The 13,932-nt window shown below is 70.0% G+C and carries 12 protein-coding genes; 8 read left to right on the forward strand and 4 right to left on the reverse strand.

Features of this window, described 5'->3' with window-relative positions; translation table 11 throughout:
- Positions 1-123: 123 nt before the first annotated feature.
- Positions 124-345, reverse strand: a complete 222-nt coding sequence (locus tag EES42_RS08825) for a DUF397 domain-containing protein (protein ID WP_124717594.1) — start codon at positions 343-345, stop codon at positions 124-126.
- Positions 338-1,132 carry a helix-turn-helix domain-containing protein gene (locus tag EES42_RS08830; RefSeq protein WP_124717595.1) on the reverse strand — a complete coding sequence of 265 codons (795 nt, stop codon included), beginning with the start codon at positions 1,130-1,132 and terminating at the stop codon, positions 338-340. Before EES42_RS08830 ends, EES42_RS08825 begins: the two co-directional genes overlap by 8 nt.
- Positions 1,133-1,329: 197 nt before the next feature.
- Here EES42_RS08830 and EES42_RS08835 point away from each other — a divergent pair, with 197 nt between their 5' ends.
- From EES42_RS08835 to EES42_RS08850, 4 genes are all read left to right on the forward strand, one after another.
- Positions 1,330-1,665 (forward strand): hypothetical protein, encoded by a 336-nt coding sequence (locus EES42_RS08835; RefSeq protein ID WP_241196328.1) that lies wholly within the window; start codon positions 1,330-1,332, stop codon positions 1,663-1,665.
- Positions 1,665-1,991: a hypothetical protein gene (locus EES42_RS08840; protein ID WP_124718457.1), complete on the forward strand. Its 327-nt coding sequence runs from the start codon at positions 1,665-1,667 to the stop codon at positions 1,989-1,991. Before EES42_RS08835 ends, EES42_RS08840 begins: the two co-directional genes overlap by 1 nt.
- Positions 1,992-2,154: 163 nt before the next feature.
- Positions 2,155-5,709 carry a type I restriction endonuclease subunit R gene (locus tag EES42_RS08845; protein WP_124717596.1) on the forward strand — a complete coding sequence of 1,185 codons (3,555 nt, stop codon included), beginning with the start codon at positions 2,155-2,157 and terminating at the stop codon, positions 5,707-5,709.
- Positions 5,710-5,714: 5 nt separating this feature from the next.
- On the forward strand, positions 5,715-6,530 hold the full coding sequence (locus tag EES42_RS08850; RefSeq protein ID WP_241196329.1) for a M48 family metallopeptidase: 816 nt from the start codon (positions 5,715-5,717) through the stop codon (positions 6,528-6,530).
- Here the strand turns inward: EES42_RS08850 and EES42_RS08855 are convergent, their stop codons facing one another.
- A complete protein-coding gene (locus tag EES42_RS08855) occupies positions 6,531-8,027 on the reverse strand; it encodes a PucR family transcriptional regulator (protein ID WP_241196330.1) in 1,497 nt (498 codons plus the stop codon). It abuts the gene before it with no gap.
- Between the two features lie 123 nt (positions 8,028-8,150).
- On the opposite strand from EES42_RS08855, the gene EES42_RS08860 reads away from it, so the two are divergent.
- The 3 genes from EES42_RS08860 (at position 8,151) to EES42_RS08870 (ending at position 12,370) form a co-directional block, all read left to right on the forward strand.
- A complete protein-coding gene (locus EES42_RS08860; protein ID WP_124717597.1) occupies positions 8,151-9,626 on the forward strand; it encodes a sodium:solute symporter family protein in 1,476 nt (491 codons plus the stop codon).
- Positions 9,627-9,719: 93 nt separating this feature from the next.
- Positions 9,720-10,688: an agmatinase gene (speB, locus tag EES42_RS08865; RefSeq protein WP_124717598.1), complete on the forward strand. Its 969-nt coding sequence runs from the start codon at positions 9,720-9,722 to the stop codon at positions 10,686-10,688.
- Complete coding sequence (locus EES42_RS08870) at positions 10,685-12,370, forward strand: thiamine pyrophosphate-binding protein (protein WP_124717599.1); 1,686 nt, start codon at positions 10,685-10,687, stop codon at positions 12,368-12,370. The genes speB and EES42_RS08870 overlap by 4 nt, the downstream gene beginning before the upstream one ends.
- Positions 12,371-12,404: 34 nt before the next feature.
- Here EES42_RS08870 and EES42_RS08875 read toward each other — a convergent pair whose 3' ends face one another.
- Positions 12,405-12,779 carry a hypothetical protein gene (locus tag EES42_RS08875; protein WP_124717600.1) on the reverse strand — a complete coding sequence of 125 codons (375 nt, stop codon included), beginning with the start codon at positions 12,777-12,779 and terminating at the stop codon, positions 12,405-12,407.
- A gap of 168 nt (positions 12,780-12,947) precedes the next feature.
- Here EES42_RS08875 and EES42_RS08880 point away from each other — a divergent pair, with 168 nt between their 5' ends.
- On the forward strand, positions 12,948-13,919 hold the full coding sequence (locus EES42_RS08880; RefSeq protein WP_124717601.1) for a serine hydrolase: 972 nt from the start codon (positions 12,948-12,950) through the stop codon (positions 13,917-13,919).
- Positions 13,920-13,932 lie beyond the last annotated feature (13 nt).

The following is a 13,932-nucleotide window of genomic DNA, read 5'->3' on the forward strand; positions in this document are numbered from 1 at the left end:
TTTCTGATCAATATGGCACAGGCCGAAGTTTCGATGCCCGCGCCGCAGCCCAGGTGCTGTGGTCTGACCAGTTGTGGCGGCGGCCCGACCCGCGCCAGATGCATCGGGCATGCCGCCCGGAGGTCAGGCGGGGATGTCCCCGGCCTTGACAGCTGCGGTGAACGATGTCCAGCTGGCCGCGGAGAAGACTACCGCGGGCCCGTGCGGGGTCTTGGAGTCTCGGACCGGTATGCCTGACGGGCAGTCGTTTAGCACCTCGACGCAGCTGCCTCCCTCGTTCCCGCTGTAGGACGACTTGCGCCAGCCGTTCAGCGATGAAGCAATCGGAATGGTCTGCTTAGCCATGGTGTTCGTGTTCCTTCGCTGCTGCCCGTATCAGGGCAAGGGACTCTCTCAGCGGCAGTGCGTCGCCTAGCGCGAGATCATAGGCTCCTTGGAGCCGCTCGACGATGCCTGGGGCATCATGCACCTTGCCGATGCGTAGCCCTTCGGAATAGGCCACGGGCGGCTGATCTTCGAACCACATCAGCGTCAGCATGCTCTGCATGAGGGGGTGAATCCCCATGCCGAACGGCATCACGTGCACACGTACACGCTCGGTCTCGACCAGGCGGACGATGTGTGTGAGCTGGTCCGCCATGATCTTTGAGCTGCCGGCCGGGCGGCGCAGAACAGCCTCGTCCAACAGCGCCCACACTACGGGTGCCACAGGGTTGGAGAGGATCTGCGAGCGCTCAAGTCGTGTGACAACGAGCCTGTCACGCTCCTCTTCGCTCAAGGGAGGGAAACCAACGCGTAGAACAGCACGTGCGTATGCCTCTGTCTGAAGGATGCCAGGGACGAAGGACAGTGCGAACTCGCGAATCACAGTTGCCTGTTGTTCGAGCTGGAGCGCCGCCTCGAAGTAGTCGGCGACCGCCATGTCATCCTGCGGCAGGAAGCTGCTCAGCACGTCCCCCGTGTTCAGGGCCTTGTCCAGGCGCCGTGCGTCCTCCTTGGACGGGATGCGGCGCCCCGCCTCGATGTGCGAAATGTGCGACCGCGTCATGATCGCCATGTCGGCCAGCTCCTGCTGTGTCAGGCCTGCCGCCCCGCGCTGGGCCTTCAACCAATCGCCATAGGTATTACTCATGGTCAACTCCCGTGCGACAACGGTTCTGTCACCTGCAACCCCCTGGCGAGCCTAGCCCGGCTCGTCTCACTCTGTGAGTGGATCGCTACACAGCGGTGGATGTCCAGGCATCGTCCGCTGCCGTCGCGATGGGACCGGCCCCTGGAGGCCGGCCGCGAACGCAAGACCCCCGCGACCGCTGTACACGGCCCGGGGGCATGGCCATCAACCTCAACGGAGTTGACGACGTGCTGCACTGTATCGCCCGTATCTTCGAGCCGCTGTTGCGGCTTCTGTGGCCCGCCCAGGGGTGTCACCGCCCCATGGAGTCGCATCCCGCCGCGTCTCCCGCCGACGTATACCCCACACTCGACCCGCGCCCAGAGCCCGTGCTGCGCGGCGAGGACAGCCCTCTCGTCCGCCCCTACCTCGTCGCTCACGAACAGCGCGAGGAGGCCCGTCTCCGACGGGCGCGACGGAGGGCATTGTGGCTTGCCGTGCACGGGATCGATATCGGGCCACGCCTGATCCACGGCATCGAGGTGTCCGCGTGATCTCCCAGGCCCCCGGTGCCTCGGCACGACTGCTTCCATGGTCCAGCCCGGAGGGCAAGCCCTGCTACGTCATCGGTGACGGGACCGGACACGTCTCCCGCGTAGCCGACAACATCGAGAGCGTGCAGCTCGGCATGGCTCTCGAACTGCTCGACCACGCCGACGACATGCTCGACGACCGCCAGGTCACATCGGCGCAGCTCCGCTACGTCGTGGCCCGCATGGCCGAGGCCTTGCGCGACGTGCACAGGATCGCTCGGAGCCGGGGCGCCCGACTCGCTCTTTCAGCCTGTGACGGGAGCAACTCACCCCAGTCGCAGCCCTGAACCTCCCTGCCGACCCCAGGGGGCGTACCCCACATGTCCTGGTACGCCTCCGGGCCCCGCCATGCCCCCGCTCGGCCGGAACCCTCCCACCCCACCCGCTCAGGGCGCAGAATGGATCACCTGAGCGGGCACGGCGACGGTGGGCGGCGGAAGGTGCGGGGGCATGGTGCTACAGGTCGAGCGGGACGAGGTGGAGCGGCCCATCGTCGCGCAGCTTGAGGCGATGGGCTGGACGCATGTCCCCGGTACGGAGATCGGCACACTCGATGCCGAAACGCCGCTGCTCGTCGACCAACTGGGCGCGGCCCTGCGACGGATCAACGTTCGTGCTGCGGACGGCGAGTCGTGGATGGACGGGAACGACATCGCCCGCTCCGTCGCGGAGCTGGCATCCGTACCGCTCGGCAAAGGCATCGCCCAGGCCAACTTCGAGACCACCGAACTGCTACTGCACGGATGCGTCCTCAACGGTCCGTCCGCCGCGCACGGCGGCCCCTCCGCGACCGTGCAGTACATCGAGTGGCACGAAGAGCAGCTACGACTCAACGAGTTCACCGTCGTCGACCAGCTCCGGGTCAAAAACCGCTCCGGCGAGGTGTCGATACTCGACATCGCTCTCTTCGTGAACGGTATTCCTCTCGTCGCTGTCGAGTGCAAGAGCCCCGACCTCTCCGACCCGATCCGATCCGCCGTACTCGATCTGCGGCACTACGCGGGCGACCCCATCGCAGATGACGAACGCGATGGCACCGATCTGCCGATCCCCGCGGGTGTTCCGGAGCTGTTCCGCACGGTGCAACTGCTGGTCGCCGCGACCGAGGAGACCGCCTACCTCGGCACCGTCACCTCCACCCCCGACCACTTCCACCCGTGGCGCAGCATCGAACCGGAGAGCAGCGCCACGCTCAGGGCCGAGCTGCCGGACGACGTGGGGAGACTCAACGAGCGGCACAAGCTCGTCGGCGTCGTCCTGCGTCCGGCCGCGCTTCTCAACGTCGTACGTCACTACGTCATCCCGCTCCCCATCGAGACGGAGTCGGGCGGGGCCCGCACCGTGAAGGCCGTCGCTCGGCACCAGCAGTACCGCGCGGCGGAGAAGGCGGTACGCAAGCTGCTCACCGGCAGGACGCGCGGCGAATCCGTGCCCGACGACGAGCGCGGCGGGGTCATCTGGCATACCCAGGGCTCCGGCAAGAGCCTGACCATGACGTTTCTCGTCCGCCGCGTCCATTTGCACCACAGACTCGGCGAGTTCACGGTCGTGGTCGTCACCGACCGTACGCAGTTGCAGGACCAGCTTTCCGAGACCCTGAAGCTGAGCCGGTCCGACGTCGTCACGGCCGAGACCCGTACGCAGATGGAAGGGCTGCTGCGCGACGGCGGGCAGCGGGTCGTCTTTGCGATGATCCAGAAGTATGGCGTGGGCGGGTTCGCCTTTGACGCGGAGGCTGAGGACGGCGGCGGCGACGACCGGGACCTGGCCGGCGAGTACAAGGACGCAGAGCGAGCCAGGCGGGAGCGTCGGGCCGATGTTCCGCCGCCCGACCCGAACTTCCCGCTGTGCAACACCTCACCCGACATCCTCGTCCTCGTCGACGAAGCCCACCGCTCGCACACCAGCGTGCTGCATGCGGCTCTGCGCAAAGCCATCCCCAACGCGGCAAAGATCGGATTCACCGGCACACCGATCATGACCGGCAAGGCGGGGGACACGCGCCGGATCTTCAGCGGCGGCCCGGACCGTGGATTCCTCGACACCTACCGGATGGCGGAGGCCGAGCACGACGGAGTGGTCGTCCGAATCCGCTACGAGGGCCGCACCGGCGAGGGCAAGGTCTTCGACAAGGACGGCCTCGACCGGAACTTCGCGGATCTGATCCGTGGCCGTACTGACGACGAGCGCAAGGCACTGATACGGCGCTGGCCCACCGAGCGGGACGTCGCCGAGTCGCGTCCGATGATCCGAGCCAAGGCCGAGGACATGCTGGAGCACTGGGTGACGTGGGTGCTGCCGGGCGGCGGTTTCAAGGCCCAGGTCGCGGCGGTCAGCCGGAAGGCGGCCGTCGAGTACCACCACGCGCTGCGGCTGGCACGCGACGCGCTCATGCACGAACTGGCCTCGTTCGACCCGGAGTCGGTGAGTGGAATCCCGCTGGAGAAACTGCCCCGGCGGCTGCGCTACCTCTACCAGGCCCACCAGTACCGGTCGTTGCTGCGGCGCGTCGATTTCGTGCCGGTCATCTCACCGGGTTCGGAGCGCAAACTCCGGCAGTGGCTGCACTGGACCGACGAGGGGCGGCAGAAGGCATACATCAAGCGCTTCCATCAAGCGTTCCCCCATCTCGCACCGGAACCCGACTGGGTTGTTGCGACTCCTTTCAACCCGCCAGTGGTGGATGACGCTCCTCCTTCCGGGGCGGACTACCCGTGGTCGTCCGGGACGGGTTCCGAGCAGCCCTCTTCCCCGAAGACCGCCGTGCCGGACCCCGTGCACACCGACAGCCCCGTCGCCTTCCTCATCGTCAAGTCGATGCTTCTCACGGGGTTCGACGCCCCGCGTGAGCAGGCTCTCTACCTGGACCGGCCGATCCGTGACGCCGAACTGCTTCAGGCCGTCGCGCGGGTCAACCGGCCGATGCCGGGCAAGGAGGTCGGCTATGTCGTCGACTACTACGGCGTCTTCGAGCACCTGACCGGCGCGCTGGCCGCCTATCAGCAGGCCGATGTCGACGACACCATGCGCAGTCTGTCCAAGGAGATCGACGGTCTCGGACCGGCGGCCGAAGCGGTGCGCGAGTTTCTGCGGAAACACGGGGTCACCGACGCGGATCTCGCCGATTTCTCCCACGTACGTGCCGCGGCGCTGACCTTCGAGGAGGAGACGGCGCGGTTCGACTACGACGAGGTGCTGCACCGGTTCCTCGCTGTACTGGAACGCGTCCTGCCGCACGAGCACGGCCTGGACTTCGTTGCCGACGCCCGGCGCTGGGGGATGCTCCAGAAGCGCATCCGCAGGCTCCACCGCGACGCACCGGGAGGGACGTTCACCCTGCGCAACTACGGCCGCAAGGTCCGCGCGATGATCGCCGATCATTTGGAGGGACCGGAGATCGAGCAGGTCATCGCGCCGGTCTCGCTCGCCTCGCCCGCGTTCGACGAGACGGTTCGGAAGATGCCGCCGCGCGAGGCCGCGGCCGAGATGGGACACGCGCTCCGATTCCATCTGGAGGAGCGGGTCAAGCGTGAGGACCCTGAGAAGTACACCCGGCTCTCGGAGCGACTGGAGGAGATCCTGCGGGAGCTGGCCGGACGTTTCGAGGACCAGATCGAGGAGTTCGGTCCGCTCATCGAACAAGCCAGGCAGGAGGACGAGGAAGACCCTGCGCTGGCCGGGCTCAGCCCGCTGGAGCAGAAGGTGTACCGGCTGCTGGACCAGCTCCTGGACGAGAACCCGGACGTCGTACGAGGAGCCGAGGACACGCGACCCCTGGTCGGCGTGGTGTGCGACACGGCCGCGCAGACCATGACGAAGGCGTCGTACCAAGGACAGCACCAGGACCTCGACGGCCTGGCGAAGAGCATCCAGAACCAGTTGATCAAGGGCGGCCTGAGGCCCGCCACCACGGACTGGAAGCCGTTGCAAGGCATCGCGCAACGACTCGCTGCGTACGCGGCGAGCAACCGTGGCCAGTTTCTGGCCAGGGCGCGGGGAGAATAGGCCACGTGACCGCCATCGCTGACGAAAGCATTTCTGAGACCCTTGCCGAGGGGGGCCAGCTCGCTGTCGGGGGCATGGCGCTCACGGTGAGGGTCAGCGGCCGGCGCAAAAGGTTTGCCCTGACGGTGGAGTCCGATGCCGGTCTGACCCTGCACGCGCCCGTGGGTCGTCCGTCGGTAGAAGCGGAAGCGTTCGTCCGCGCACACTGGTCGTGGGTGATGACCAAGGTCTCTGTGCGTGAGCGCACCCGCCCGCTCAATCCTGCGAAGCGTCTGATCGAGGGCGAGGTCTTCCGCTACCTGGGGCGGTCGTACCGTCTCGCGATCTCGGCGGACCAGCCGGCCGATGGCAGAGTCCGGTTGATCGCCGGGCGGCTGGTCATCAGCCGGGAGCAGGCGGAGAATCCGGAGCAGGGCAGGGCGGCGTTGATCGGTTGGTACTGCCGTGCCGGGCATGGGTGGACGTCGGGGAGGCTCCAACCGTGGGCGGCCAGAATGGCGGTCGACGAACCGGATCTCGATGTGTGTGATCTCGGCGAGCGGTGGGGCAGATATCGCCCGGGCGATGATGAGCGGGGCCCCGGCCGTATGAGCCTCGGGTGGCCGCTCTTCCAGCTTCCGATGCACCTTGTGGACTATGTCGTCGCCCATGAGCTGGCCCACGTCCGGATCCCGGGTCATCGGGCGGACTTCTGGCGAGTGCTGTCGCAGGCGCTACCGGAGTACGAGGAGCGCCGGGCCGAGCTCGACGAACTCGGCCGGCGCATGTGGATGGGAGAGATCGCCCAGGAGGATCCATCCAGGGCCCTCCTGGGGCGCTGATCACCGCATCCGCAGCGCGAACCACAGCTCCGTCCGTACGTCCATGTCGTCCAGGTCCGCGTCCAGCAGGGCCGCGCAGCGGGCGATGCGCTGGCGGACCGTGTTGCGGTGGATCCGCAGGGCCGTGGCCGTACGGTCCCAGCTGCCGTGGAGGCTCAGCCAGCAGCGCAGGGTCTCGGTCAGCGGCTCGGTGAGCGGGGCGAGGAGGGCGCGGGCGTGCGCCTCGGCGCGGTCGGGCGGGATCAGGGCGGCCAGCCCGGCCCCGCCGCCGTTGTGGTGGTGGGCCAGTGGGGTGCGGGTGGCGAGGGCGCGGCCCAGGGCCCGGGAGGCCTGGTCGTCGGCGAGGTCGAGGGCGGTGATGGCGGCGGGGGCGGACGCGCCGAGGGTCCAGCCGGGCTGCGGGGTGATCCGGTCGCCGCCGGGGATCAGCACCCGTACGGCGTCGCCGCCCCGGCCCGCGTCGACCAGGGCCGAACCGAGGGCGGCGCCCAGCGCGCCGGTGGTGAGCGGGTCGACCGGGCCGTCGCCGCTGCGGCGCGCGTGCACCACCGTCCACTGCTCGGCGCCCCCGAGCAGCGGCGCGACGTCCTGCGGGTCCGCGCCCAGCAGCATCCGTACCAGTGCGGCCGAGCGGCCCGCGGCGTCGGCGCCCTGGTGCGGGGCGGCCAGCAGGGAGAGCAGGACCACCGCGATCCCGGCGATGGTGTGGTCGCCCGCCTCGCGCCGGTCCGTCGCCAGCGCCAGGACGAGCCCCTGGCCGCCGCCCAGCGCGTACGCCGACAGATGGGTGTCCCGCAGGGTGTCGGTGGCGGAGGCCGGGGCGGGGCGTGACCCGGCGCAGACCACCCGGGTGAGCCTGGCCAGCGCGGCCCCGACGTCGGGGGCCGGGCGGCGGCCCGACGCGTGCAGCTCCTCGCCGTCCGCGGCGAGCAGTGCCGCCCGGCCCTCCAGCTGGGCCGCCAGCTGGTGCAGCACCGCCGGGACCGGGTCCGGCCGGGCCGCCGCCGTGGCCAGGGCCTGCTGGGCGCGCGTCACCCGGCGCAGCTCGCGGTGGCGGGCCTCGGCCATCAGTCGCCACACCGTCCGGGCGATCGCCGTGAACGGGGTCTCGGGCGGCACCTCCAGCAGCGGCAGACCGTGCCGGTCGCACGCCTCGATCAACGCCCGCGGCACCGTGTCGAACACCGGCGTCACCCCGAAACCGAGCGCCGCCGCCCCCGCCTCCACCAGCCGGTCCACGTACGCGTCCGGGTCCTTCAGCAGCACCCCGGCGCTCAGCAGCAGCTCACCGCCGAGCAGATAGGGGTACGGGTCGGCCATCTCCGAGGTGTGCACCCACAGCAGATCCGCCTGTGCCGGACCGGCGATCCGGCGCAGCCCGAGCTCCTCGTGGGCGAGCAGTTCGGCGAGCGGGATCGGAGGGGTCGGCGGGGGCGTGAGGGGCGGTGCGGTCGGGGGAACGGGCGTCGGGGGCGGCCCGGCCGAGGTTTCCGGCATGGACGATCCATCCATCGGTGACATCAATTATGGATGAAACGTACTCTTCAGCGTCGCTTGCGGGCCACCTACCGTCTTCTTCACATAAGACATGTGCACTTGTGACCGAAGTGGAGGAAGCCCATGGCCGTCGACTACGCGGTGATCATCATCTATCTGGCCGGCATGCTCGCCATGGGCTGGTGGGGCATGCGCCGCGCCAAGTCCAAGAGCGAGTTCCTGGTGGCGGGCCGCAGGCTCGGCCCCGGGATGTACTCCGGCACGATGGCCGCCATCGTCCTCGGCGGTGCCTCCACCATCGGCGGCGTAGGACTCGGTTACCAGTACGGCCTCTCCGGCGCCTGGATGGTCTTCACCATCGGCCTCGGACTGCTCGCCCTGTCCGTCTTCTTCTCCGCGCGCATCGCACGGCTGAAGGTCTACACCGTCTCCGAGATGCTCGACCTGCGCTACGGCGGCCGGGCCGGGATCATCTCCGGCGTCGTGATGTGGGCGTACACGCTGATGCTCGCGGTCACCTCGACCATCGCGTACGCCACCATCTTCGACGTCCTGTTCGACCTGAACCGGACCGTCGCGATCATCCTCGGCGGCGCCATCGTCGTGGCGTACTCCACGCTCGGCGGCATGTGGTCGATCACGCTCACCGACATGGTGCAGTTCGTCGTCAAGACCATCGGCGTGCTGCTGCTCCTGCTGCCCATCGCGGTGATCAAGGCGGGCGGCTTCAGCGAGATGAAGGCGAAGCTGCCCACCGAGTACTTCGACCCGCTCGGCATCGGCGGCGAGACGATCTTCACCTATGTGCTGATCTACACCTTCGGCATGCTGATCGGCCAGGACATCTGGCAGCGGGTGTTCACCGCCCGCAGCGACAAGGTCGCCCGCATCGGCGGCACCGTCGCCGGTACCTACTGCCTCGTCTACGCCATCGCCGGCGCCGTCATCGGCACCGCCGCGAAGGTCATGTACCCGACGCTGCCCAGCGCCGACTCCGCGTTCGCCACCATCGTCAAGGACGAACTGCCGGTCGGTGTGCGCGGGCTGGTGCTGGCCGCCGCGCTGGCCGCCGTGATGTCCACGTCCTCCGGTGCGCTGATCGCCTGCGCCACCGTCGCCAACAACGACATCTGGTCCCGGCTGCGGGGCGTGGTGTCCCGGGGCGGCGGGGCCGCCGAGGGCGAGCACGACGAGGTGAAGGGCAACCGGGTCTTCATCCTCGTCATGGGCGTCGCCGTCATCCTGATCGCCATCGCGCTCAACGACGTCGTCGAGGCCCTGACCGTCGCGTACAACCTGCTCGTCGGCGGTCTGCTGGTGCCGATCCTCGGCGGTCTGCTGTGGCGCCGGGGCACCGCGGCGGGCGCGCTGGCCGCGGTGTCGGTCGGCGGCCTCGCGGTGATCGGCCTGATGGCGGCCTACGGGATCCTCGCCAACGAACCGGTCTACTACGGACTGCTGGCCTCGCTCTCGGTGTACGTGATCGTCTCCCTGGCGACGAAGCCGACCGACGCCGCCGTACTCGCGGCCTGGCGCGAACGGCTGGCGGGACGGGGCGCGGACACGGTGGAGCCGGTGAACGAGCCGGCCACGACGTAGCCGCCCCCGCACGCCCCGGGAGGGGCGGCCACGTCCCGCCCGCCCCGCCCCGCACACTGGACAACGCACGCAACCCGAAGGAAGGCACCACACATGAGCAGCAACGAAACGCCGCGCGGCCCCGTCGACTCCTCCCGCGTCCCGCGGTACGCCGGACCCGCGACGTTCGCCCGGCTGCCCCGCCTCGACGAGGTCGGCACCGCCGATGTCGCCGTCGTCGGCGTGCCCTTCGACACCGGTGTCTCCTACCGGCCCGGCGCCCGCTTCGGCGGCAACGCGATCCGTGAGGCCTCGCGCCTGCTGCGCCCGTACAACCCGGCGCAGGACGCCTCGCCGTTCGCACTCGCGCAGGTCGCCGACGCCGGTGACATCGCCGCGAACCCGTTCAACATCAACGAGGCCGTCGAGACGATCGAGGCCGCCGCCGACGACCTGCTCGGCACCGGCGCCCGCATGATGACGCTCGGCGGCGACCACACCATCGCGCTGCCGCTGCTGCGTTCGGTCGCCAAGAAGCACGGCCCGGTCGCGCTGCTCCACTTCGACGCGCACCTCGACACCTGGGACACCTACTTCGGCGCCGAGTACACCCACGGCACCCCGTTCCGCCGCGCCGTCGAGGAAGGCATCCTCGACACCTCCGCGCTCTCCCACGTCGGCACCCGCGGCCCGCTCTACGGCAAGCAGGACCTGGACGACGACGCGAAGATGGGCTTCGGCATCGTCACCTCCGCCGACGTGATGCGGCGCGGCGTCGACGAGGTCGCCGACCAGCTGCGCCAGCGCATCGGCGACCGGCCGCTGTACATCTCCATCGACATCGACGTGCTGGACCCGGCGCACGCCCCCGGCACCGGCACCCCCGAGGCCGGCGGCCTGACCTCCCGCGAGCTCCTGGAGATCGTCCGCGGGCTGTCCTCCTGCAACCTGGTCTCCGCCGACCTGGTCGAGGTCGCCCCCGCGTACGACCACGCCGAGATCACCTCCGTCGCCGCCTCCCACACGGCGTACGAGCTGACCACGATCATGTCCCGCCAGATCGCAGAGGCCCGTACGAAGTGAGCCACGACCACCACGACGAGCGGCCGCGGCTCACCCCCGAGCAGATCGCGGCCGCCCTGAACCCCCCGGCCGGGCGCAACGGCGGCGACCTCGTCGTCGAGACCCTCCAGGGCCTCGGCGCGACCACCGTCTTCGGCCTGCCCGGCCAGCACGCGCTCGGCATGTTCGACGCGCTGCGCCGCTCGTCCCTGACGTACATCGGACTGCGCGTCGAGAACAACGCGGGCTTCGCCGCCGACGCGTACGGCCGGATCACCGGGGAAATGGCGCCCCTGCTGCTCTCCACCGGGCCGGGCGCCCTCACCTCCCTCGCCGCGCTCCAGGAGGCGGCGGCCGCCTCCGCACCCGTGCTGGCCATCTCCAGCCAGATCCCGGTGGCGGGCCTGGGCGGCGGACGCCACGGCTATCTGCACGAACTGCGCGACCAGAAGGCGTCGTTCCGCGACGTCGTGAAGTCCGTCCACACCGTCCGCACCGCCTCCCAGATCCCGTCGGCGATCGCCGCCGCCTGGGAGTCCGCGCTGACCGCCCCGCACGGCCCGGTCTGGATCGAGATCCCGCAGGACGTGCTCCTCGCCGGGACCACGCTTCCGGCCGTCACGGCGATGGACGCCACCCCGCGCGAGCTGCACGCCCGTCCCGAACTGACCGCCGTGGCGGCCGACCTGCTCTCGAAGGCCGAGCGTCCGGCGATCATCGCGGGCGGCGGAGTCGTACGGTCCGACGCGTCCGGCAAGCTGCTGGCACTCGCGGAGAAGCTCGACGCCCCCGTCGTCACCACCTTCGGCGGCAAGGGCGCCTTCCCCTGGGAGCACCCGCTGTCGCTCCAGTCCTGGCTGGAGGACCGGTACACGACGGACTTCCTGGAGTCCGCCGACGTGCTGCTGGTCATCGGCTCCGGCCTCGGCGAACTCTCCTCGAACTACCACACGTTCGCCCCGCGCGGCCGGGTGATCCAGATCGAGGCGGACGCCGGGAAGCTGGAGTCCAACCATCCCGCGCTCGGCATCCACGCCGATGCCCGCGAGGCGCTGTCCGACCTCCTGGAAGCGGTCGACCACCGCGAGGACCCGTCGGCGCCGGACCGGGTCCGTGCGGTACTCGACGCGGTACGGGACAGGATCGCCGCCCAGGAACTCACCCTGGAACAGCGGCTGATTGCCTCGGTCCGCCAGGCGCTGCCCGACACGTCGCCCAGCTTCTGGGACATGACGATCCTCGCCTACTGGGCCTGGTCCGCCTTCGACGCCCGCCACCCCAACACGATGCACTCGGCCCAGGGCGCGGGCGGCCTCGGCTACGGCTTCCCGGCCGCGCTCGGCGCGGCGGCGGCCGACCGTACGCGGCCGGTCCTCGCGGTCTCCGGCGACGGCGGCGCGATGTACTCGATCGCGGAACTGGCCACGGCCCGCCAGTACGACCTCCCGGTCACCTGGCTGATCGTCGACGACGGCGGCTACGGCATCCTGCGCGAATACATGACGGGCGCCTTCGGCGAGGCCACGGCGACGGAGCTGACCCGCCCCGACTTCGTGGCCCTCGCCGAGTCCTTCGGCGTCCCGGCGACCCGCACCACCCCGGAAACGCTCACCGCCGACCTGGCCGCGTCCCTCGCGGCGCCCGGCCCCTCGGTGGTCGTGCTCCCGGCCCTGCTGAGGATGTTCGAGCCGACGCACCTGTAGGCGTCGGCCCGTTCGCCGGAGGAGGGCGGCGCGTTCACCTGAGGGGCGGGTGCTCCTTCGCGATGAGCGCCGCCTGCTCCTCCCTGCCCCGGTGGAAGTCCGGCCGCTCGTCGGGATGGAGGCTGGTGGGCACGGCCTTCGCCGGTGGCAGGAAGTCGGTCAGCGACCGGAAGACCGGGTCCGCCGCCGCTCCGTGTCCGCGGGTCCGGGCCTGCACCAGGTAGTGGACGATCTCCCGCAGCGGCTCCCGCAGAACGGGTTCCGGACGTGCGGCGGCCTTCTCCGCGACTCCCGGCTGTCCCAGCCCATGGTGTTCGTTCTGCGCGAGCCTCTGCAGGGCCGCGACCGCCGCGAAGAGCCGGCCGCAGCGGTACGCATCGGCGTGCCGGACCGGCTGAGCGCTCGTCAAAGATTCCTCCTCGGTCGATGTGCCGGGTCGCACCCGGTGACCGATACCCGCGCGACCGCGGCGAATCACAGCCCGCCCTGCGCAACTTTCCGGCGTACCGGTGAGTCGTTACTCCCGGGTGCGCCGGGGGGGCGCACCGTACCGATCCACTCATGGGGGACCAGCAGCATGAAAGAACAGCCCTGCATATCCCGTCGCGCCAAGGCCGCGCTGTCCGTCGCGCTCGCCGCGGGCGTGCTCGCACCCGTGGCGCTCGGCGCCGCGCCCGCCGTGGCGGCCACTCCGACGGTGAGCTGCACGTCCGGCAAGGCCGGGCTCGCCGCGAAGCTGACGAAGGACATCACCGCCGCGCTCAAGGGCCGGAAGTCGACGACGGCCGTGGCGCTCTACGACCGCAAGACCAAGACCAACTGCACCCTGCGGGCGACGACGAAGTACGACTCCGCCAGTGTCGTGAAGGCGACCGTGCTGGCGACGCTGCTCTGGGACAACAAGAAGCACAACCGCTACCTCACCCAGCGCGAGACCGACCTCGCCACCGCCATGATCACCAAGTCCGACAACAACGCGACCACCAGCCTGTGGAAGCAGCTCGGGGTGACCAAGGTCAAGGCGTTCCTCAAGGCCGCCGGGATGACGCACACCGTGCCCGGCTCCGGCGGCTACTGGGGGCTGACCCAGATCACCGCCCAGGACGAGCTGCGGCTGCTGACCCTGCTGACCGCCAAGAACTCCGTGCTGAGCGACAACTCGCGCGCCTACGAGCTGGGCCTGATGCGCAAGGTCGTCTCCTCGCAGCGCTGGGGCACCCCCGCCGGGGCGCCGTCCGGGACGACCGTGCAGGTCAAGAACGGCTGGCTGCCGCGCGCCACCCACGGCTGGCGGGTGCACAGCATCGGCGCGTTCACCGGCAAGGGGCACGACTACGGGATCACCGTGCTCACCCAGGACAACAAGACGATGAACGACGGCATCAACACCATCCAGGCCGTCGCCCGCGCCGTGCACAAGGACCTCAACCCGGCCGTCGCCGCGAAGACGACCTCGACCATCGCCCCGCCCGCCGCCCCGCAGGAAGCGGTGCCCGCGGTGCCGGAGGCTCCGGCCGTACGGATGCTCACCGCGACGCCGCGGCCGTAGGGACCGGCTCCGG

Origin of the sequence: Streptomyces sp. ADI95-17 (assembly GCF_003846175.1) — a bacterium.
Lineage (GTDB): Bacteria > Actinomycetota > Actinomycetes > Streptomycetales > Streptomycetaceae > Streptomyces > Streptomyces sanglieri.

Coding starts and splice junctions, on each gene's coding strand:
- EES42_RS08825 (WP_124717594.1), bottom strand. CDS start 345: ATGGCTAAGCAGACCATTCCGATTGCTTCATCGCTGAACGGCTGGCGC.
- EES42_RS08830 (WP_124717595.1), bottom strand. CDS start 1,132: ATGAGTAATACCTATGGCGATTGGTTGAAGGCCCAGCGCGGGGCGGCA.
- EES42_RS08835 (WP_241196328.1), top strand. CDS start 1,330: ATGGCCATCAACCTCAACGGAGTTGACGACGTGCTGCACTGTATCGCC.
- EES42_RS08845 (WP_124717596.1), top strand. CDS start 2,155: ATGGTGCTACAGGTCGAGCGGGACGAGGTGGAGCGGCCCATCGTCGCG.
- EES42_RS08855 (WP_241196330.1), bottom strand. CDS start 8,027: ATGCCGGAAACCTCGGCCGGGCCGCCCCCGACGCCCGTTCCCCCGACC.
- EES42_RS08860 (WP_124717597.1), top strand. CDS start 8,151: ATGGCCGTCGACTACGCGGTGATCATCATCTATCTGGCCGGCATGCTC.
- speB (WP_124717598.1), top strand. CDS start 9,720: ATGAGCAGCAACGAAACGCCGCGCGGCCCCGTCGACTCCTCCCGCGTC.
- EES42_RS08880 (WP_124717601.1), top strand. CDS start 12,948: ATGAAAGAACAGCCCTGCATATCCCGTCGCGCCAAGGCCGCGCTGTCC.